16 protein-coding genes are annotated in these 19,725 nt (G+C 72.7%); 2 read left to right on the top strand and 14 right to left on the bottom strand.

Translation table 11 applies throughout. From position 1 onward, the window contains the following. Positions 1-3: 3 nt before the first annotated feature. A complete protein-coding gene (locus AC067J_RS01390) occupies positions 4-2,853 on the bottom strand; it encodes a CocE/NonD family hydrolase (RefSeq protein ID WP_478295899.1) in 2,850 nt (949 codons plus the stop codon). Positions 2,854-3,074: 221 nt separating this feature from the next. On the opposite strand from AC067J_RS01390, the gene AC067J_RS01395 reads away from it, so the two are divergent. Beyond that, a complete protein-coding gene (locus AC067J_RS01395; RefSeq protein WP_478295900.1) occupies positions 3,075-3,596 on the top strand; it encodes a mechanosensitive ion channel family protein in 522 nt (173 codons plus the stop codon). Positions 3,597-3,726: 130 nt separating this feature from the next. Here AC067J_RS01395 and AC067J_RS01400 read toward each other — a convergent pair whose 3' ends face one another. From AC067J_RS01400 to AC067J_RS01415, 4 genes are all read right to left on the bottom strand, one after another. Further along, a complete protein-coding gene (locus AC067J_RS01400) occupies positions 3,727-4,197 on the bottom strand; it encodes a GNAT family N-acetyltransferase (RefSeq protein ID WP_478295901.1) in 471 nt (156 codons plus the stop codon). Positions 4,198-4,207: 10 nt separating this feature from the next. Beyond that, on the bottom strand, positions 4,208-5,146 hold the full coding sequence (locus AC067J_RS01405) for an RluA family pseudouridine synthase (protein ID WP_478295902.1): 939 nt from the start codon (positions 5,144-5,146) through the stop codon (positions 4,208-4,210). Positions 5,147-5,200: 54 nt separating this feature from the next. After that, the gene (gene lspA / locus AC067J_RS01410) at positions 5,201-5,794 is read right to left on the bottom strand and encodes a signal peptidase II (protein WP_478296350.1); all 594 of its coding nucleotides are present in this window, start codon (positions 5,792-5,794) and stop codon (positions 5,201-5,203) included. Between the two features lie 269 nt (positions 5,795-6,063). Next, the gene (locus tag AC067J_RS01415) at positions 6,064-6,579 is read right to left on the bottom strand and encodes a TraR/DksA family transcriptional regulator (RefSeq protein ID WP_478295903.1); all 516 of its coding nucleotides are present in this window, start codon (positions 6,577-6,579) and stop codon (positions 6,064-6,066) included. Between the two features lie 742 nt (positions 6,580-7,321). On the opposite strand from AC067J_RS01415, the gene ileS reads away from it, so the two are divergent. Then, entirely contained in the window at positions 7,322-10,483 is a 3,162-nt protein-coding gene (gene ileS, locus AC067J_RS01420; protein WP_478295904.1) for an isoleucine--tRNA ligase, read from the top strand. A 221-nt stretch (positions 10,484-10,704) separates the two neighbouring features. Here the strand turns inward: ileS and AC067J_RS01425 are convergent, their stop codons facing one another. From AC067J_RS01425 to ftsW, 9 genes are all read right to left on the bottom strand, one after another. After that, a complete protein-coding gene (locus AC067J_RS01425; protein WP_478295905.1) occupies positions 10,705-12,048 on the bottom strand; it encodes a DivIVA domain-containing protein in 1,344 nt (447 codons plus the stop codon). 59 nt (positions 12,049-12,107) lie between these two features. Continuing rightward, positions 12,108-12,389: a YggT family protein gene (locus AC067J_RS01430; RefSeq protein ID WP_030301231.1), complete on the bottom strand. Its 282-nt coding sequence runs from the start codon at positions 12,387-12,389 to the stop codon at positions 12,108-12,110. Positions 12,390-12,482: 93 nt separating this feature from the next. Further along, positions 12,483-13,085, bottom strand: a complete 603-nt coding sequence (locus tag AC067J_RS01435) for a cell division protein SepF (RefSeq protein ID WP_327676357.1) — start codon at positions 13,083-13,085, stop codon at positions 12,483-12,485. A 228-nt stretch (positions 13,086-13,313) separates the two neighbouring features. Then, positions 13,314-14,120: a YggS family pyridoxal phosphate-dependent enzyme gene (locus AC067J_RS01440; protein WP_478295906.1), complete on the bottom strand. Its 807-nt coding sequence runs from the start codon at positions 14,118-14,120 to the stop codon at positions 13,314-13,316. Further along, positions 14,120-14,851 carry a peptidoglycan editing factor PgeF gene (pgeF, locus tag AC067J_RS01445; RefSeq protein ID WP_478295907.1) on the bottom strand — a complete coding sequence of 244 codons (732 nt, stop codon included), beginning with the start codon at positions 14,849-14,851 and terminating at the stop codon, positions 14,120-14,122. Before pgeF ends, AC067J_RS01440 begins: the two co-directional genes overlap by 1 nt. Continuing rightward, a complete protein-coding gene (ftsZ, locus tag AC067J_RS01450; protein ID WP_478295908.1) occupies positions 14,848-16,083 on the bottom strand; it encodes a cell division protein FtsZ in 1,236 nt (411 codons plus the stop codon). Before ftsZ ends, pgeF begins: the two co-directional genes overlap by 4 nt. 407 nt (positions 16,084-16,490) lie before the next feature. Beyond that, positions 16,491-17,291, bottom strand: coding sequence for a cell division protein FtsQ/DivIB (locus tag AC067J_RS01455; protein ID WP_478295909.1), 801 nt, complete (start codon positions 17,289-17,291; stop codon positions 16,491-16,493). Then, a complete protein-coding gene (murG, locus tag AC067J_RS01460) occupies positions 17,284-18,390 on the bottom strand; it encodes an undecaprenyldiphospho-muramoylpentapeptide beta-N-acetylglucosaminyltransferase (RefSeq protein WP_478295910.1) in 1,107 nt (368 codons plus the stop codon). Before murG ends, AC067J_RS01455 begins: the two co-directional genes overlap by 8 nt. A 6-nt stretch (positions 18,391-18,396) precedes the next feature. Beyond that, a complete protein-coding gene (ftsW, locus tag AC067J_RS01465) occupies positions 18,397-19,704 on the bottom strand; it encodes a putative lipid II flippase FtsW (protein WP_478296351.1) in 1,308 nt (435 codons plus the stop codon). Positions 19,705-19,725 lie beyond the last annotated feature (21 nt).

The following is a 19,725-nucleotide window of genomic DNA, read 5'->3' on the forward strand; positions in this document are numbered from 1 at the left end:
CGCTCACGCCGCACCTCCGATCAGCGACAGGAACGCGTCCTCCAGGCGGCGTTGCGGCCCGGCCGACTCCACCGGCACCCCGAGCCGCACCAGCTCGGCCAGCAGCTGACTGGCCGCCATGCCGTCCAGCCGGACGAGCAGCCCGCCCTCGACCGCCTCCGCCGAGCCGACCCCGGCCAGCCCGGCCACCTTCTCGGCCGCCGCCGCCAGCTCCGCCGCACCGAACGGGGCGGCGGAGCCGACCAGCAGTTGCTCGCCGCCGCCGACGATCTCCGCGACGGCGCCGGTGGTGACCAGCCGGCCGCGGTCCATGACCACCAGGTCGGTGCAGCTCTGCTCGACCTCGGCCAGCAGGTGGCTGGAGACGATGACGGTCCGCCCGGCGGCGGCGTACCTGATCATCACCTCGCGCATCTCGCGGATCTGCGGCGGGTCGAGCCCGTTGGTCGGCTCGTCCAGGATCAGCAGGTCGGGCAGGCCCAGCATCGCCTGGGCGATGGCGAGCCGCTGCCGCATGCCCTGCGAGTAGGTGCGCACGGCCCGGTCCAGCGCCTCGCCGAGCCCGGCGATGGCCAGTGCCTCGTCCAGGTGCGCGTCGGCCTCCGGCCGCCCGGTGGCCTGCCAGTAGAGCCGCAGGTTGGCCCGCCCGGTGAGGTGCGGCAGGAAGCCCGCGCCCTCGACGAAGGCACCGACCCGGGAGAGTACCGGCGCGCCGGGCCGCACCAGGTGGCCGAAGATCCTGATCTCGCCGGCGTCCGGCCGGATCAGGCCCATCAGCATCCGCAGGGTGGTGGTCTTGCCGGCGCCGTTGGGGCCGAGCAGGCCGAGCACCTGGCCCTGCTCCACCCGGAAGCCCAGGTCCTTCACCGCGTACCGGTCGGCGGCGCCCTTGTACCGCTTGCTCAGTCCGGCGATCTGCAGCGGCACCCCGCCCAGCGCCGGGTCGTACGCCGCGCCCCGCGCGGTGCGGGCCCGGCGGCGCAGCCGGGGCAACAGCAGCACTGCGGCGGCCACCGCGACGGCCACCAGCGGCAGCACCCAGGTCCGCGAGGGCAGCGGCGCGGCCTCGGTGACCAGCCCGTCCACGACCGGGAGGGTCAGCGGTCCGGTGACGGCGGCCCGATAGGTGGCCGGCTCGGCGGGCGAGGCGTACGCCAGGTCGGTCGAGGCGAGCACCAGCCTGAGCCGGTGCCCGGTGTCGAAGGTGTGGTCGACGGTGGGCAGGGCCACCGTGACGGTCCGTCCGTCGGGCCCGTCCGCGCCGGTCACCCGGAGCGGGGCGGACAGCTGCTGCGGCAGGGTCTGCCTGCCGTCCGGGGCGACGTCGTAGAGCTTGGCGAAGAGCACCGCGTCCGGCCGGTCGGCGCGGACCCTGACGGGCACGGTGGGCCGGCCGGTCAGGTGCACCGAGGCGTCGAGCGGCTCGGACTCGAAGGCGGCGAACTGCCCGGGGAAGTCCAGGGAGACCGAGGCGCCCAGGGCGGCGGCCTGGCTGAGCGCGCCGATGCCCGGCAGTGCGGAGATGTTGGGCGGGGCGCCGCCCGGCGGATTGGCGAAGGCCTGCTCGCCGTCGGCCGAGGGCCCGGTCAGCCGGTACTGCCGCGAGCCGGTGCCGTCGAGCCCGGGGTAGGCGTCGGCCGTGGCTCCGCGCAGGACCGGCTGGAAGCCGGTGGAGTCGACCCCGCCGGTCCGGGTCACCCGGAACGCCGCCCCGGTGCCGCCGCCGTCGCTCGATGCACCGTCCTTCGAGCCGGCACCGCCCGCCGAACCCCCGCTGCCCTTCAGGTACCGGTCGAACCAGGCGGCCACCCGGGCGTCCACCCGCTCGCTGGTGTCGGTCGCCCCGTCGTGCCCGCCCGCGAACCAGTCCACCGCGACGGGGGCGCCGTTGGCCGCCACCGCCCGGGCGATCGCGTCCCCCTGGTCGAGCGGGAACAGCGAGTCCTGCTGTCCCTGGACGACCAGCGTGGGCACCTTAAGCCGGTCCGCGACCGAGGACGGGCTGGAGCGGTCCAGCAGCGCGACCGCCTCCGGGTCGGCGCGCCCGGCGGTCGCCACCCGGTCGTACATCCGGCACAGCTCCTCCAGGAACCGCCCGCAGCCGACCTGTCCGGCCCCTTCCGGCGCCACCGAGGGCCGCGCCGCGCCGCCGGACGGACCGAGGTCGCCCGCCGAGCCGGTGGTGAAGAAGATCCCGGCCCACAGCTTCTTGAACACCCCGTCGATCGCGCCGGACCCCTGCACGCCCTGCGGGAACAGCGCGTCGGCCAGGTTCCACCAGGTGATCTGGCTGGCCACCGCGTCGATCCGGGTGTCGTACGCCGAGCCGAGCAGCGCGACCGCCCCGCCGTAGGAGGCGCCGGTGATGCCCACCCGGGGGTCGCCGGGGCCGTCGAGGCGCACCTCGGGCCGCTGGGCCAGCCAGTCCACCAGGTGCTTGACGTCCTCGACCTCGCGGTCGGGTGCGTTCAGCCCGATCTTGCCGCCGGAGCGTCCGAAGCCGCGCGCCGACCAGGTGAGCACCGCGTACCCCTGCCGGGCCAGCTGCTCGGCGCGCTCCCGCTCGCCCTCCTTGGACCCGCCGAAGCCGTGGCCGAGCAGGACGGCCGGGCGCGGCCCGTCCCCGGTCGTGAAGAAGGAGGTGTCCAGCTGGACCACCTGTTGGCTGCCGGGCGTCTCGGGCATCGCGAGGAAACGATCCTCCTGGCGGACCGGCTGTTCCCCGCCGGCCGCCACCGCCACCGCCGTGCCCACGCCGGCGACCACCACCAGGGCCACCGCACCGGCCAGCAGTCTCCGTCCGGCCGCCGTACCGCGACCGCGCCACCGGCGCCACGCCCCACCGAGCTCCATGGTCCGTGATCGTAGCCGCCACTCGGGTAGGCGGCTGATAAGTCCGCCCCGACCCTGCCCCCGCTCCGCTCCGCCCCCGACCCGGCCCCGCCGCAGCCAGGAGGCCGATTCGCCCCGCTATGCCCGGGTATCGTACGCACGACCCGCCTGCCGACCGACGAGGTGCCCGTGCTCGCACCGTCGGCGCCAGCCTGCTCGCCTCGGCCGGGATCATCGGCATCGTGGCCCGCATCGCCGCCCAGTCCGCCCTCGGCAACTTCTTCGCCGGCCTGCAGATCGCCTTCGGCGACACCGCCCGGATCGGCGACACCGTGGTGGTCGACGGCCAGCAGGGGACGGTCGAGGAGATCACCCTCACCTACCTGGTGGTCCGGCTCTGGGACTACCGCCGGCTGATCGTCCCGGTCTCGTACTTCGTCAGCAAGCCGTTCGAGAACTGGACCCGCCGCGACCCGGGCCTGCTGGCCTCGGTGCTCCTCCACCTCGACCACGCGACCCCGGTCGACCTGCTCCGCACCGCCCTGCACGACCGGCTGGCGGAGAACCCGCTGTGGGACGGCGCCGAGTGGGCGCTCCAGGTCGTCGACACCACCCCGAGCACGATGCTGGTGCGGGCCACCATGACCGCCCGCACGCCGGACGACGCGGCCCGGCTCCGCTTCGACGTCCGCGAGCAGCTGGTCGGCTACCTCCGCGACCACCACCCCGAGGCGCTCCCCCGGCTGCGCACCGGCGAGGCCTGACGAGCCCGGCGGACCCGGCAGGCCCGCCGGAAGGCGCCGGAACACGCCCGGGCGGGCCCGCCGAAGCAGGCCCGCCCGAGTCACGCCCCACGGCGCCGGCACGGCGCCGACAGAGCGCCGGTACAACTCCCTACAGCACCCGCGTCATCGTCCGGTGCGGAATCCCGGCGTCGTCGTAGACCCCGCCCTCGGCCACGTACCCGAGCCGCTCGTAGAACCCCAGCGCCTGCACCTGCGCGTGCAGCTCCACCTCACGCGCCCCGCGCCCGCGCCCGGCGGCCTCCACCGCCCGGACCAGCTCCGCGCCGAGCCCGGTGCCCCGCGCGGCCGCGACCACCGCGAGCCGGCCGAGCAGCACCCGCCCCTCGGTCCCGCCGGTCAGTTCGAGCGCCTGCTCGCCGAAGATCAGCCGGGCCGTGCCCAGCGGCTCCCCCGCCGGGCCGACCGCCAGCAGGTGCTCCGAGGTGGCGTCCAGCTCGTCGTACTCCAGCTCCTCCGGCACGCCCTGCTCCTCGACGAACACCAGCCGCCGGACGTCCCGGACCAGCGCGAGGTCGTCCTCCCCCTCGGCGGTGCGGATCCGTGCCGCGAAAGCGCTCACGCCGGCCGCCTCAGCTCTCGGCGGAGATGATGTCGAGGGCCTTCCGCAGGTCGGCCGGGTACTCGCTGGAGAACTGCACCCACTCGCCGTCGGCCGGGTGCTCGAACCCGAGCGAGACGGCGTGCAGCCACTGCCGGGTGAGCCCGAGCCGCTTGGCGAGCGTCGGGTCGGCGCCGTAGGTGAGGTCGCCGACGCAGGGGTGGCGCAGCGCGGACATGTGGACGCGGATCTGGTGGGTGCGCCCGGTCTCCAGCTTGATGTCCATCAGCGAGGCGGCCCGGTAGGCCTCGATCAGGTCGTAGTGCGTGACGGACGGCTTGCCCTCCCGGGTGACCGCCCACTTCCAGTCGGAGCTGGGGTGGCGCCCGATCGGGGCGTCGACGGTGCCGCTGAGCGGGTCCGGGTGCCCCTGGACGAGCGTGTGGTACTTCTTCTCGGTGATCCGGTCGTGGAACTGCCGCTTGAGGTCGGTGTAGGCGCGCTCGGACTTGGCGACGACCATCAGCCCGGAGGTGCCGACGTCGAGCCGGTGCACGACGCCCTGGCGCTCGGCGGCGCCCGAGGTGGAGATCCGGTAGCCGGCCGCGGCGAGGCCGCCGATCACGGTGGGGCCGGTCCAGCCGGGGCTGGGGTGCGCGGCGACCCCGACCGGCTTGTCGACGAGCACGATGTCCTCGTCGTCGTGGACGATGCGCATGCCCTCGACGTGCTCGGCGACGATCTGCACGGGGGCGGCGGGGGCCGGGATCTCGACCTCCAGCCAGGAACCGGCGGTGACCCGGTCCGACTTGCCGGCCACGGCGCCGTCGAGCGTCACCTTGCCGTCGGCGGCCAACTCGGCGGCCTTGGTCCGGGAGAAGCCGAACATCCGGGCGAGGGCGGCGTCGAGACGCTCGCCCTCAAGGCCGTCGGGTACGGGGAGGCTGCGGATCTGCGCTGCGGTACTCACCCGTACGAGTATGCCGGACGCGGGGGCCGCCCCTCGCGCAGTCGGTTCCCCGCCCTACTCGGCCGGGTCCCCCTTGCTCCCCTTCTCCACCTGCTGGTGGACGGTGCCGTCGGGGTTGCTGCCCCGGAAGGAGAGCAGGACGACCAGGATGCCGCCGCAGACGATCGCCGAGTCGGCGAGGTTGAAGACGGCGAAGTGCTGGACGGAGATGAAGTCCACCACGTGCCCGCGGAAGACGCCGGGCGAGCGGAACAGCCGGTCGGTGAGGTTGCCGAGCGCCCCGCCGAGCAGCAGCCCGAGCGCGATCGCCCAGGGCAGGCTGTACAGCCGGCGGGCGATCCGCCAGATCACCACGATGACGGCCGAGGCGATCATGGTGAAGACGACGGTGAGCGCCTGCCCCATGCCGAAGGCGGCGCCGGAGTTGCGGATCACCTGGAAGGTCACCACGTCGCCGATCACCTTGATCGCCGCGTGGTTCTCCAGCCGGGCGACCACCAGCAGCTTGCTGCCGAAGTCGATCAGGAAGGCGAGGAGCGCGACCACCAGCAGCACGCCGATCCGCCGGCGCCCCTTCGGCGCCTCCTGCTCCGCGTCCGCGCCGCCGATGGCGGTGGCCCCCGCGGGGGCCGGGCCGACGGCGTCCACGCCGAGAGCCGTGGAGCCGACGGCCGTCGAGCCCGCGGCAACGGCGGCTCCGGTGGCGACGCCCGTCCCACCGGGCTCGGTCACGGTCTCCGCCACGGCTTCGGCGGGCGTCGGGACGGACTCGTCCCGCGTCTGGGGGGAACCTTGCGTACTGATGATCCGCTCCGCTGCCGTGACGTGGGTGGGCCGGGGAACGCCCGACCTCCGACAGATCAGGCGACGTTACGGGGTCGAGCCTACGGCAAGCCCGACCCCCCGCGTCGCCCCGGTCAGCGGCGTTCCTGCTTGGCCTTGCACTGGACGCAGAGCGTCGCCCGCGGGAAGGCCTGCATCCGCGCCTTGCCGATGGCCTGGCCGCAGGATTCGCAGGTGCCGAAGCCGACGCCCTCCAGCCGGACCAGCGCGTGCTCGGTCTGGGCGAGGCTGTCGCGGGCGTTGTTGGCCAGCGCCAGCTCGCTCTCCCGCGAGATGTTCTTGGTGCCGGCGTCCACCTGGTCGTCGCCGGCCCCGTCGTTGGAGTCGCGCATCAGGCCGGTGATGGCCGCCTCGGCCGCGTCGATCTCGTGCTGCAGCCGCTCCAGCTCACTGATCAGCTCGGCGTGCAGCTCGTGCACCTCCTCCGAGGTCCACGGGTCCTCGCCGGGGCGGACGGGCAGCTCCGCCGGATCGACCGACTCGGCGCCGCCGCCGGCCCGGACAGCCCCGTTCTGGGCCGGGGTGCGGGTGCGGCCGGGGGCCACGAGAGCGGTGTCGGTGGTGTTCTTTCGCCGTGCGGTAGTGGTCACGGTCCCCTCCCCTGGATCGCCTGCCACGGCCTTGCGTGTCCGCTTGGTGGCGGTACCCGCGCCGGTTGCCTTCTCAGCCATGGCTTCGACCCCATCTACGAACGAATCGAGCCGCCGGTTCCCGGCGGCCTCCAGTGCCGGAACGATAATCCCGATCAAAAACGGTCACAACATGACATACCGACGCCTCACAATGATCCCACCCGGGCAGCCGTCACAGGCGCCACGCCCATGCGCCGACCAGAGTTGTGCCCCGTACACCCCCGCCTAACCGCCCCCGGACGCCGTACCGGAAGCCGTGCCCCCGGCCCCGGCCGGGCACTCCCGGCGGCGCCCCCGACACCACCCCCGGCACCGCCCCGGACGCCGCGCCGGCCACCGCGGCGGAGCCCCCTGGCCCTCACCCCGGACCGGCCCCGGACCGGCGCGCCCGAAACGACTTGCGGCGGGCCGATACACTGAGCCTGCAAGGCGCAGATGGGGACGAGTACCGCAGTACGCAGCCACCAGCGACCCGGGGACGGTGCGAGCCCGGGGGTGTGCACGGCGCGAAGATCACCCCGGAGCCGCCGGAAGAAAGGCCCGCGATTCCCGTCGCACCGGCCCGTAGACCCGGCAGCAAGCCCAAACAAGAGGGCCGCACGCAGCACCGCGGCCAAGGAGGGTGGTACCGCGGGGCGGCATGCCGTCTCGTCCCTCCGTCGGATCCAGTCCACGCATCCGCCGGAGGTAGACGCCCGCGATGAGTACCTACAACCCCGTCCCCGCCCAGGTCGACCTGCCGGCCCTCGAACACCAGATCCTCTCCTTCTGGCAGGACAACAAGGTCTTCCAGCGCAGCCTGGAGCAGTCCGAGGGCCGCCCGGAGTGGGTCTTCTACGAGGGCCCGCCCACCGCCAACGGCATGCCCGGCGCCCACCACATCGAGGCCCGGGTCTTCAAGGACGTCTTCCCCCGCTACCGGACGATGAAGGGCTACCACGTCGCCCGCAAGGCCGGCTGGGACTGTCACGGCCTCCCGGTCGAGCTGGCCGTCGAGAAGGAGCTGGGCTTCTCCGGCAAGCAGGACATCGAGGCGTACGGCATCGCCGAGTTCAACGCCAAGTGCCGCGAGTCGGTGACCCGCCACACCGACGCCTTCAGCGAGCTCACCACCCGCATGGGCTACTGGGTCGACCTCGACCAGGCCTACCGCACCATGGACCCGTCCTACGTGCAGTCCGTCTGGTGGTCGCTCAAGCAGATCTTCGACAAGGGCCTGCTGGTCCAGGACCACCGGGTCGCCCCCTGGTGCCCGCGCTGCGGCACCGGCCTGTCCGACCACGAGCTGGCGCAGGGCTACGAGACCGTCGTCGACCCCTCGGTCTTCGTCCGCTTCCCGCTGACCAGCGGCCCGCTGGCCGGCCGCGCCGCCCTGCTGGTCTGGACCACCACCCCGTGGACCCTGGTCTCCAACACCGCCGCCGCCGTCCACCCGGAGGTCACCTACGTGGTGGCCACCGACGGCACCGAGCAGCTGGTGGTCGCCGAGCCGCTGCTGGCCAAGGCCCTCGGCGTGGGGGCACCTCCCAGCCCGTCAGGGCTAGGGGGCGGCTGGGAGCCGACCGGCGAGTCCTTCACCGGCGCCGAGATGGAGCGCTGGGCCTACCGCCGCCCCTTCGACCTGGTCGAGATCGAGGACGCGCACTACGTCCTCAACGCCGACTACGTCACCACCGAGGACGGCACCGGCATCGTCCACCAGTCGCCCGCCTTCGGCGCGGACGACCTCGCCACCTGCCGCCGCTACGGCCTGCCGGTGGTCAACCCGGTGCTGGCCGACGGCACCTTCGCCCCCGAGGTCCCGCTGGTCGGCGGCCAGTTCTTCAAGAAGGCCGACGAGGCGCTGGTCGCCGACCTCAAGGAGCGCGGCCTCCTCTTCCGCCACCTCCCGTACGAGCACAGCTACCCGCACTGCTGGCGCTGCCACACCGCGCTGCTCTACTACGCGCAGCCGTCCTGGTACATCCGGACCACCGCCGTCAAGGACGCCCTGGTCCGCGAGAACGAGGCCACCAACTGGTACCCGGAGAACGTGAAGCACGGCCGCTTCGGCGACTGGCTGAACAACAACATCGACTGGGCGCTCAGCCGCAACCGCTACTGGGGCACCCCGCTGCCGATCTGGCGCTGCGAGGAGGGCCACCTCACCTGCGTCGGCTCGCTGGCCGAGCTCTCCGAGCTGACCGGCACCGACCGGAGCGGCCTCGACCCGCACCGTCCGTTCATCGACGAGGTCACCTTCGCCTGCCGCGACTGCGGCGGCACCTCGACCCGGGTGCCCGAGGTGATCGACGCCTGGTACGACTCGGGCTCGATGCCCTTCGCCCAGTACGGCTACCCGTACCAGAACAAGGAGCTGTTCGAGCAGCGCTACCCGGCGCAGTTCATCTCCGAGGCGATCGACCAGACCCGCGGCTGGTTCTACACGCTGATGGCCGTCGGCACCCTGGTGTTCGACAGGAACGCGTACGAGAACGTCGTCTGCCTGGGCCACATCCTGGCCGAGGACGGCCGCAAGATGTCCAAGCACCTGGGCAACACCCTGGACCCGGTCCCGCTGATGGACCAGCACGGCGCCGACGCCGTCCGCTGGTTCATGGCCGCCGGCGGCTCGCCCTGGTCGGCCCGCCGGGTCGGCCACGGCACCATCCAGGAGGTGGTCCGCAAGACCCTCCTCACCTACTGGAACACCGTCGCCTTCCAGGCGCTGTACGCCCGCACCTCCGGCTGGGCCCCGTCCGCGAGCGACCCGGCCCCGGCCGACCGCCCGCAGCTGGACCGCTGGGTGCTCTCCGAGCTCAACACCCTCGTCCGGGAGGTCGACGCGGCCTTCCAGGCGTACGACACCCAGCGCGCCGGCAAGCTGCTCTCCGGCTTCGTCGACGACCTCTCCAACTGGTACGTGCGCCGCGGTCGCCGCCGCTTCTGGCAGGGCGACGCCGCCGCGCTCGCCACCCTGCACGAGGCGCTGGAGACGGTCACCCGTCTGATGGCCCCGCTCACCCCGTTCATCACCGAGCGGGTCTGGCAGGACCTGGTCGTCCCGGTCGTCCCGGACGCCCCGGCCTCGGTCCACCTGGCCACCTGGCCGGAGGCGGACGAGTCGCTGGTCGACGCCGACCTCTCCCGCCACATGGCGCTGGTCCGCCGTCTGGTGGAGCTGGGCCGGGCGACCCGCGCCGAGTCCGGCGTGAAGACCCGTCAGCCGCTCTCCCGTGCGCTGGTCGCCGCCCAGGGCTGGGAGGAGCTGCCCGCCGACCTGCGCGCGCAGATCGCGGAGGAGCTCAACGTCGCCACCCTGGAGTCGCTCGCGAACGTCGGCGGCTCGCTGGTCGACACCACCGCCAAGGCCAACTTCCGCGCGCTGGGCAAGCGCTTCGGCAAGGGCGTGCAGGACGTCGCCAAGGCGGTCGCCGCCGCCGACGCCGCCGCGCTCGCCGCCGAGCTGCGCGCCGGGGGCACCACCTCGGTCGAGCTGAACGGCGAGACCGTCGCGCTCTCCCCCGACGAGGTGATCATCACCGAGACCCCGCGCGAGGGCTGGGCCGTCGCCAACGAGTCCGGTGCCACCGTCGCGCTCGACCTGGCGATCACCCCCGAGCTGAAGCGCCTCGGCATCGCCCGTGACGCGATCCGCCAGATCCAGGAGGCCCGCAAGAACTCCGGCCTGGACGTCGCCGACCGGATCGTCCTGCGCTGGCGCGCCACCGACGACGAGACCGCCGAGGCGATCGCCGAGCACGGTTCGCTCGTCGCCGAGGAGGTCCTCGCCACCGACTTCGCCGCCGGCGCCGCCGACTGGCAGTCGGACACGTTCTCGGACGACTCGCTCGGCCTCGCCTTCCAGCTCCGCAAGGCCTGACCGAACCGCCCGGAGCCGCCGCCGCCCCCACCCGGGGGCGGCGGCGGCTCCGTCGTTCCCCCCCGCCCTCCCCCTCCGCCGGCCCCGCGGGCCCCGCGCGTCCGGCCCGGAAACGCCTCAGGGCCGGGAAACCGCGTCCGGGCCCGGAACGAAGGAACGCAGAACGCCCCCGCCGTGACCCGGAGGCCACGAAGGGGGCGCTGCTGACGTTCGGCTGCCGCCTAGTTGTCGCCGTCCTCGTCGATCAGGAACCCGCGCATCGGCGCCGGCGCCTGCTGCATCGGCTGCGGCGGCTGCGGACGGACGGCCGCCATCGGCTGGGTCATCCCGGCCGGCTGCATCTGCGGGGCACCCGAGTTGCCGCCCGAGGCCTGCCCGAAGCTCGGCGCACCGGAGTTCCCGCCGAACGAGCCCTGCCCGCCGAAGGAGGGCTGGTTCCCGCCGAAGGACGGCTGGCCGCCACCGAAGCTCGGCGACGGGCTGCTCATCGCGCCCGCACCGGCCGGAGCCATCGACGACGCGGCCGGCGGCAGCGACGCGGTGGCCGGGATCCGCGGCGGAGCGAGCGAGTCGTCCGCCTGCGACTCCAGCTGGCGCAGCTGGGTCTCCAGGTACGACTTCAGGCGCGTCCGGTACTCACGCTCGAACGCCCGCAGGTCCTCGACCTTGCGCTCCAGCGTGGCGCGGGCGGACTCCAGAGAGCCCATCGCGACGCGGTGCTTCTCCTGCGCGTCCCGCTCCAGCGCGTCGGCCTTGGCACGGGCGTCGCGCTCCAGGCCCTCGGCCCGGCTGCGCGCCTCGCCGACGATCTTGTTGGCCTCGGAACGGGCCTCGGAGATCGCCTGGTCGGCGGTCTGCTGGGCGAGCGCCAGGACGCGGGCGGCACTGTCGCCACCGGGACCCTGCTGCTGCATCGGGGCGCCCATCGGGCCGCCCATCTGCTGCGGGCCGCCCATGGGGCCGCCCATCTGCTGCATCTGCTGCTGGCCCATGCCCTGGCCCATCGGGTTGCCCATGCCCTGCGGGCCGCCGGGGCCGCCCATCGGCTGGAGCATCTGACCGCCCATCGGCTGGACCAGCTGCTGCTGGCCGCCCATGGTCTGGCCCATCTGCTGCTGCTGCGGGCCGGGGCCCATCGGACCGCCCTGGCCGGACGGGAGCTGCGGGGCACCGGACGGCAGGCCGAGCGGCTGGTTGCCCATCTGCTGCTGCTGCTGCTGCGGGCCACCCATCTGCTGCTGCTGACCGCCGGGGCCGCCCATCTGCTGCGGGCCGCCGGGGCCGCCCTGCTGGCCGGGGACCGGCGGGCCGGATATGGCGGCCGGCACCGGGGCGCCGGAGCGCGCGTCCTGCGGCGGCTCCTTGCGCATGTTGGCCTGGTTCTGCGCGGCGGCACGGGTCGCGGCGGCCAGCTTGGCGCGCAGGTCCTCGTTCTCGCGGAGAAGGCGGGTCAGCTCCGCCTCGACCTCGTCGAGGAAGGCATCGACCTCGTCCTCGTCATAGCCTTCGCGCAGGCGGACGGTCGTGAACTGCTTGTTCCGAACGTCCTCGGGGGTCAATGGCATCTCTTCACCTCAACGTGATCGTCGGCACACCGGCATCCTGTCGCATCGCTCACCTACGACTAGGGCCGCACAAGCGAGATCAGGACATACACAATGATCATCAGTACGAAGAAGGACAGGTCGAGCGCCACGCCCCCGAGACGCAACGGCGGGATGAACCGCCGCAGAAGCTTGAGCGGCGGATCCGTGACAGTGTACGTGGCCTCCAGGACCAGGACCATGGCCTTGCCGGGCCGCCACGAACGCGCGAACTGGAACACCCAGTCCATCACCAGCCGCACGAGCAGGAACACCAGGAAGACGGTCAGTGCGTAATAGAGCACCGCCCACACGATCTCCATCGCGCTTCCCTCTCCCCGGTTCTTCGGCCTTGGGGCCGCTCGCCTGTCGCTAACTCACTGTCGATCAGATCCACACGTAAAGTCGTGGCCGGGTCAGCTCTGGTTGAAGAACCCACCCTCGGCGATCCGAGCCTTGTCCTCCGCCGTGACATCGACGTTAGCAGGAGACAGGAGGAACACCTTCTGCGTCACGCGCTCGATACTGCCGTGCAGACCGAAGACGAGTCCAGCGGCGAAGTCTACGAGTCGCTTCGCATCGGTGTCGTCCATCTCGGTGAGATTCATGATCACGGGGGTCCCGCCGCGGAACTGTTCCCCGATGGTACGGGCCTCGTTGTAGGTCCTCGGGTGCAGCGTGGTGATGCGGTAGGGCTCTCGTTCGTTCACTACCTTGGGCATGATCACCGGGGCGCTCTTCTCCAGGTTGTGGCGGCGTTCGGGTGTGATGGACGACACTGGGGCCATCCTCGGGGTCTCCTGGCGGATCGGGACCGCGGCCGGCACCGGCTGCGGCGCGATCGACGGGACCGGAGCGGGGGTCGCGGCGGCCGGCCGCGGGATGTCCTCGGTCCGTCCGGTGCGGATCGGCTCGGGGTCCGCGTCGTAGTCGTCGTCGGGGTCGTACCCCTGACCGTCGTACGTCTCGTCCTCCACGAGGCCGAGGTAGACCGCCATCTTGCGCATTGCGCCGGCCATGCTCCTGTCTCCTCCGCTTGTGGTGGACCGGCTCCGTCCCCGGCGGCCGGGCCCTACGACCCCGCCTGCGGATTCCGCGGTCCGCCCACGACGCTTCGTCAGGCCGACGGCCGGTCAGAAATCGTGGATGAGGGCCGCGGAGCTGCGATCCACGGTTGGCTAGCGCTCAGATAAGCTGCTAGCTTCTGTCCTATTTTGTCCTGCAGTCTGATCTACTACCCGGTGACGTTACCTGAGGGGTGACCGCACTCCGAGTACCGCCGTTCCGACGCGCACATGTGTCGCTCCGGCGGCAATGGCCTGCTCCAGATCGCCGCTCATCCCTGCGGAGACCATGGTGGCAGCAGGATGGTCCGTCCGTACGGCGGTTGCGATTTCCGCCAGCCGATCGAAGGCCCGGGCCGGGTCCCCGGCCAGCGGGCCGGCGAGCGGAGCGACCGTCATCACACCGTCCAGTCGCAGGCCGGGCGTGTCGGCGATCGCGTCCGCCATCTCCCGGACGTCCGCCGGGGCGACCCCGGCGCGGTGCTCGCCCTCGCCCTGCTCCTTCTCCAGCGCGACCTGCACCAGGCAGCCCAGCTCGGGCCGGTCCGCCTTGAGGACCGCCGCGCCGAGCGACTCGACCAGCCTGAGCCGGTCCACCGAGTGGACGTGGTTCGCGTACCGGACCACCGAGCGGACCTTGTTGGTCTGCAGCTGGCCGACGAAGTGCCAGTCCAGCGGAAGGTTTCTGCACTGCTCCGCCTTGGGAGCCGCGTCCTGGTCGCGGTTCTCCGCGACGTCGGTGACGCCCAGCCCGGCCAGCAGGGCGGTGTCCTCGGCCGGGTAGGTCTTGGTGACCACGATCAGCCGGACCTCCCCGCGCGCCCGGCCGGCCGCGGCGCAGGCGTCGGCGATCCGGCGCTCGACGACCTCCAGGTTGGTCCCCAGTTCCTCGTACCGGGCCCGCTGCCCCTCCGTCAGTGCCGCCGACCAGCTCGCGGCGGGGAAACCGGCGGTGCTTCCCGGGAACGGTCCGTAGATGTCGTTCGTCATCAGAGATCAGAGCCCAACCAGACGTAGCTCGCGAGCCGGCCCGTGCGCTGCTCGCGACGATAGGAGTAGTGATCGGCGGATTCGAGGGTGCAGACAGATGATCGCACCAACTCGGTGACTCCCGCAGCAGCCAATTGGGCCGCCACTCCGTTCGGCACGTCCAGTGCCGGGGTCCCCCAGGAGGTCTCGGCGTACGCGGCGGGCACCAGCTCCGCGACCTCGGCGCGCAACTGCGCGGGCACCTCGTAACAGCGGCCGCAGACCGCGGGACCGGTGGCCGCGGTGATCCGCCCGGGCTCGGCGCCCAGCTCCACCATGGCCCGGACCACCGCCGGCACCACTCCCGCCGCGAGTCCGGGCCGGCCCGCGTGGGCCGCGCCGACCACACCCGCCACCGGGTCGGCCAGCAGCACCGGGGTGCAGTCGGCGGTCAGGACCGCCAGCGCCAGCGGCCGGTCGGTGACCACCGCGTCCACGGTGGGAGCCTCCCCCGCCGGCTGCCGCTCCGTCACCACCGCCACGTCCGCGCCGTGCACCTGGTTCATCCAGACCACGTCGGCCGGGTCCAGGCCCAGCGAGCGGGCCGCGACCGCCCGGTTCTCCCGGACCGCCGCCGGGTCGTCCCCCACCGCACCGCCGAGGTTCAGCTCCCCGTACGGCGAAGTGCTCACCCCGCCCCACCGGGTGGTGAAGGCGAAGTGAGCACCATCGCGTACGGCGCGATCGATCACTTAAGGAAGTCCGGGACGTCGAGCTCCTCGGCCGGGCTCTCGACGAACGGCTGGCGGGCCGGCTGCACCTGCGGCGGCACCGGGGCGGCGGTCGCGGTGACCGGCGCCTCCGCCGGGCGGGCCGGGGCGGCACCCTCGCCGTCCGGACGGGACGTCACCGAGCCGATGCCGCCGTACGCCGGCCGGGACGGACGCTCGGAGGCGCCGCCCGCCGAGGAGGACGCCGGCGGGTTGGCCGGGGCCGCGCTCGCCTTGACCACCGGGTCGCGGACGATCGCCGGCGGCTGGCCGCCGTCGAAGCCGGCCGCGATGACGGTGACCCGGACCTCGTCGCCGAGCGCGTCGTCGATGACCGCGCCGAAGATGATGTTGGCCTCGGGGTGCGCGGCCTCGCTGACCAGCTGGGCGGACTCGTTGATCTCGAACAGGCCGAGGTCCGAGCCGCCGGAGATGGAGAGCAGCACGCCGCGGGCGCCGTCGATCGACGCCTCCAGCAGCGGGGAGGAGATCGCCATCACGGCGGCGGCCTTGGCACGGTCCTCACCGCGCGCCGAGCCGATGCCCATGAGCGCCGAACCGGCCTCGGACATGACGGACTTGACGTCGGCGAAGTCGAGGTTGATCAGGCCGGGGGTGGTGATCAGGTCGGTGATGCCCTGGACACCGGAGAGCAGCACCTGGTCCGCGGAGCGGAACGCGTCCAGCACGCTGACCTGGCGGTCCGAGATGGACAGCAGCCGGTCGTTGGGGATCACGATGAGGGTGTCGACCTCTTCGCGGAGGCTGGCGATGCCGTCCTCGGCCTGGTTGGCGCGCCGGCGGCCCTCGAAGGTGAACGGGCGGGTGACCACGCCGATGGTGAGCGCGCCCAGCGAGCGGGCGATGTTGGCGACCACCGGGGCGCCGCCCGTCCCGGTGCCGCCGCCCTCGCCGGCGGTGACGAAGACCATGTCGGCCCCCTTGAGGACCTCCTCGATCTCCTCGCGGTGGTCCTCGGCGGCCTTCCGGCCGACCTCGGGGTTGGCGCCGGCGCCGAGGCCCCGGGTGAGTTCACGGCCCACATCGAGCTTGACGTCGGCGTCGCTCATGAGGAGGGCCTGCGCATCGGTGTTGATCGCGATGAACTCGACGCCCTTGAGACCGACCTCGATCATCCGGTTGATGGCGTTGACACCACCGCCGCCGATTCCGACGACCTTGATGACTGCGAGGTAGTTCTGCGGTGCTGCCACGTCGAAGGCCTCTCGCCTCGAATTTCCGGGTCGGTACGACACCGGTGGGGGTCGTTCCGACGGATGTCGATGGGTAGGGAGCCTGGTTTCTGACGCAATGTCCGAAATGCCGACCGCCGACCCCAACCCTAAACTTGACCTTTAGGGTTAGTGCTGTGCCTCTGTCACATCACCAGGGAACACAGGCTGGTGACACAGGACACTAGGTGGCTCCGGCCACGTGTTTCAACGAACACGCCGAGCTTCCCTTTTTCTTTTGAGCCTATGTGATCATCAACCGGCGGATGAAACCGGGGTGACCACCAAGGGTCGGGCCGACACGAAACCGCGTCAAGCCCACCTGGAGCCCGCCGCCGCTCTTTCAGCAACGCGCTCCACGCGCACCCTTGTGCAGAAAACCTACCGGATCATCCGGACACCGCCGGCGCCTCCGGCGCACTCACATCGAAGTTCGTACCCTTCTGACCCAGCAGCGCCACCAGCACCCGGGCTTTCCGATCGGTCTGCTCGGGACTTCCCCAGCGGACCGTCACACCCCCGCTGAGCTGCAACTGGATGTCGTCGTACGAATGCACCAGAACGGCCCCGGCGCGCTGCCGGACCTCGGCCGGCAGGCCGGCGGCCACCGTCACCGCCCCCTGCACCAACTGCGCCGGGCCGATCACCGACTCCGCGTCCCTGGCCGGCTGGCTGAGCCGGAGCTCCACCACCGGGACGCCCTCCGGGGCGGCCGGCTCGGTGGCGAAGCTCACTCCCCCGGCGTCGACCTGGGTGAACCGGGCGTCCTCGCCCTTCACCGCGGCGACGGCCGTGCGCTGGGTGACCTTCACCCGCAGGGTGTGCGGCCAGCCCCGCCAGACCTCCGCCCCGGCCACCCGCGGGATCGCCTCGACCCGCCGCCGGACGTCCTCCAGGTCCACCCGGGCCAACGGGCCGTAACCGACCCCGCCGATCGCCGAGCGGACCTGGTCGGCCGTCAGCCTGTCGTCCTGCGCGCCCTGCACCGAGACGCTGCGCACGTCCAGGGCAGAGGAGAAGAAGACCAGCCAGGCCAGCACGCCCAGCACCGCGGCGCCGAGCGAGCCCAGCACCACCACCCCGCGCCGGGAGAGCCTGAGCCGGGGGGCGTACTCGTCCCCGAGGTCCTCGTCGTGCGGGTGCCCCCGGCCGCCGGCCGGGGGTGGCTCGGCGAGCCGGGCGTCAGCCACGACGGCGGCCGCCCCGGGCTGCCTCGATGGCCTCGTAGACCATGCCGACCAGCAGCTCGTCCGCGTCCCGGCGGCCGAACTCGGCGGCGGCCCGGCTCATGTCCCAGAGCTTCTGCGGGTCGGTGAGCACCGGCAGCACGTTCTGCAGCACCCAGTCCGGGTTCAGCTCGGCGTCGTCGACCAGCAGCCCGCCGCCGGCCTTCACCATCGGCTGGGCGTTCAGCCGCTGCTCGCCGTTGCCGATCGGCAGTGGGACGAAGGCGGCGGGCAGGCCGACGGCCGCCAGCTCGGCCACCGTCATCGCACCGGCCCGGCAGAGCATCAGGTCGGCGGCCGCGTACGCGAGGTCCATCCGGTCCAGGTACGGCAGCGCCCGGTACGGCGGCATCCCGGGGATGTCGTCCACCTGCGGCAGCTCGTTCTTGGGGCCGACCGCGTGCAGGATCTGCACGCCGTACTGCTGGAGGCGCGGGGCGATCGCGGCGACCGTCTCGTTGAGCCGGCGCGCGCCCTGCGAACCGCCCGAGACCAGCAGGGTGGGCAGCCGCTGGTCGAGGCCGAAGTAGTGCCGGGCCTCCGGACGGGCCGCGTTGCGGTCCAGGGTCGCGATGGTCCGGCGCAGCGGGATGCCGATGTACCGGGAGTCGCGCAGCTTGCTGTCCGGCGTGGAGACGGCGACGAAGTCGCTGTACCGCGCGCCGATCTTGTTGGCCAGGCCCGGCCGGGCGTTGGCCTCGTGCACCACGATCGGCACACCGGCCCGCTTGGCGGCCAGGTAGGCGGGCATCGCGACGTAGCCGCCGAAGCCGACCACCGCGTCCGCCTTGACCCGCTCGATGATCTCCTGGGCGGCCCGGACGGTGCCGCGCAGCCGGCCCGGGACGGTGATCAGCTCGGGGGTGGGCTTGCGGGGCAGCGGGACGGCCGGGATCAGCTCCAGCTGGTAGCCGCGCTCCGGTACCAGCCGGGTCTCCAGGCCGCGCTCGGTCCCGAGGGCGGTGATCCCGATGGACGGGTCGTGCCTGCGGAGGGCGTCCGCGAGGGCCATGGCCGGCTCGATGTGACCGGCGGTCCCCCCGCCGGCGAGTACGACATGCACCGAAATTCACCGCTCCCTGCGTGCCGGCACCGGGGCCGGGCGCGCTGTGGTTCGTCGTCGTGGCAGCACCCGGGCCAGCTGTTTCCTGATCCGGGAGTTCTTGCTCCGGGCGGCCAGGGCCGCCTTCGCTCCCGAGCTGCTGCGTGCCAGGCAGAGCAGCACCCCGATCGCGGACATGGCCGACAGCATGGCGGAACCGCCGTAGGAGAACAGCGGGAGCGGGACGCCCGCGATGGGCAGCAGTCCCAGCGCCGACCCCAGGTTGATCACGGCCTGAGCCATGATCCAGGTGATGGCGGCTCCCGCGGCGTACCTGACGAAGGGGTCCTTCGTGCCGATGGCCACACGGATACCCGCGTAGCCTAGTGCCGAGAAGAGACCGATCACCGACAGCGTCCCCACCAGTCCCAGTTCCTCGCCCGTCGTGGCGAAGATGAAGTCGGTGTGCGCCTCCGGAAGCTGGCCCCACTTCTCGACGCCGGCGCCGAGTCCGGAGCCGAAGAGACCGCCGAGGCCGAACGAGTAGACGCCGTGCAGGGCCTGGAAGCAGGCGCCCGCCGGGTCGAGCTTGGTCACGCCGATGCAGGAGAGCCGCTCGGCGCGGTGCGGGACGGTGACCACCAGGGCGGTGCAGACCACCACGGCCACGCCGAGGGTGGCGACGAACAGCCGCAGCGGCGCGCCGACCATCCAGAGCAGGCCGAACAGCATGGCCACCAGGATCATCGCGGTGCCCATGTCGCCGCCGAGCATGATCAGCGCGAGCAGCAGCAGCGCGCCGGGCACAAGCGGGACCAGCAGGTGCTTCCACTGGTCGAGGGTGCCGTTCTTCTGCTTCCGCGCCAGCAGGTCGGCGCCCCAGAGCACCAGCGCGAGCTTGGCGAACTCGGACGGCTGGAACTGGAACACGCCGAAGTCCAGCCAGTTCCGGTTGCCGTTGACCTCCACCCCGACCCCGGGGATGGCGACCAGGACGAGCGCGCCGATCACCCCGAGCATCACCGGGTAGACGATCACCCGCAGCACGGCCACCGGCACCAGGGCGAAGCCGACCAGCAGCGCGAAGCCGAGCAGCACCCCGACCAGCTGTTTGAAGAAGTAGAACTGGGTCGAGCGGTGCTGGCCGAGCGCGAGGATCTGCGAGGCGGAGAAGACCATCAACAGCCCGAGCGCCACCAGCAGCAGCGCCGTGCCGGCGATCAGCAGGTACGGCGTGAGCGGCCGGTCCAGGGTGTACCGCAGGCGGGCCCGGAAGGCCTGTACGCGGGCCAGCGGGCCGGCCGACTTGTAGGCGGTGGTGGTGGCCGAGATCACCCGCCACGGGTCGGTCGCGCC

The organism is Kitasatospora sp. NPDC042419, from assembly GCF_056437345.1.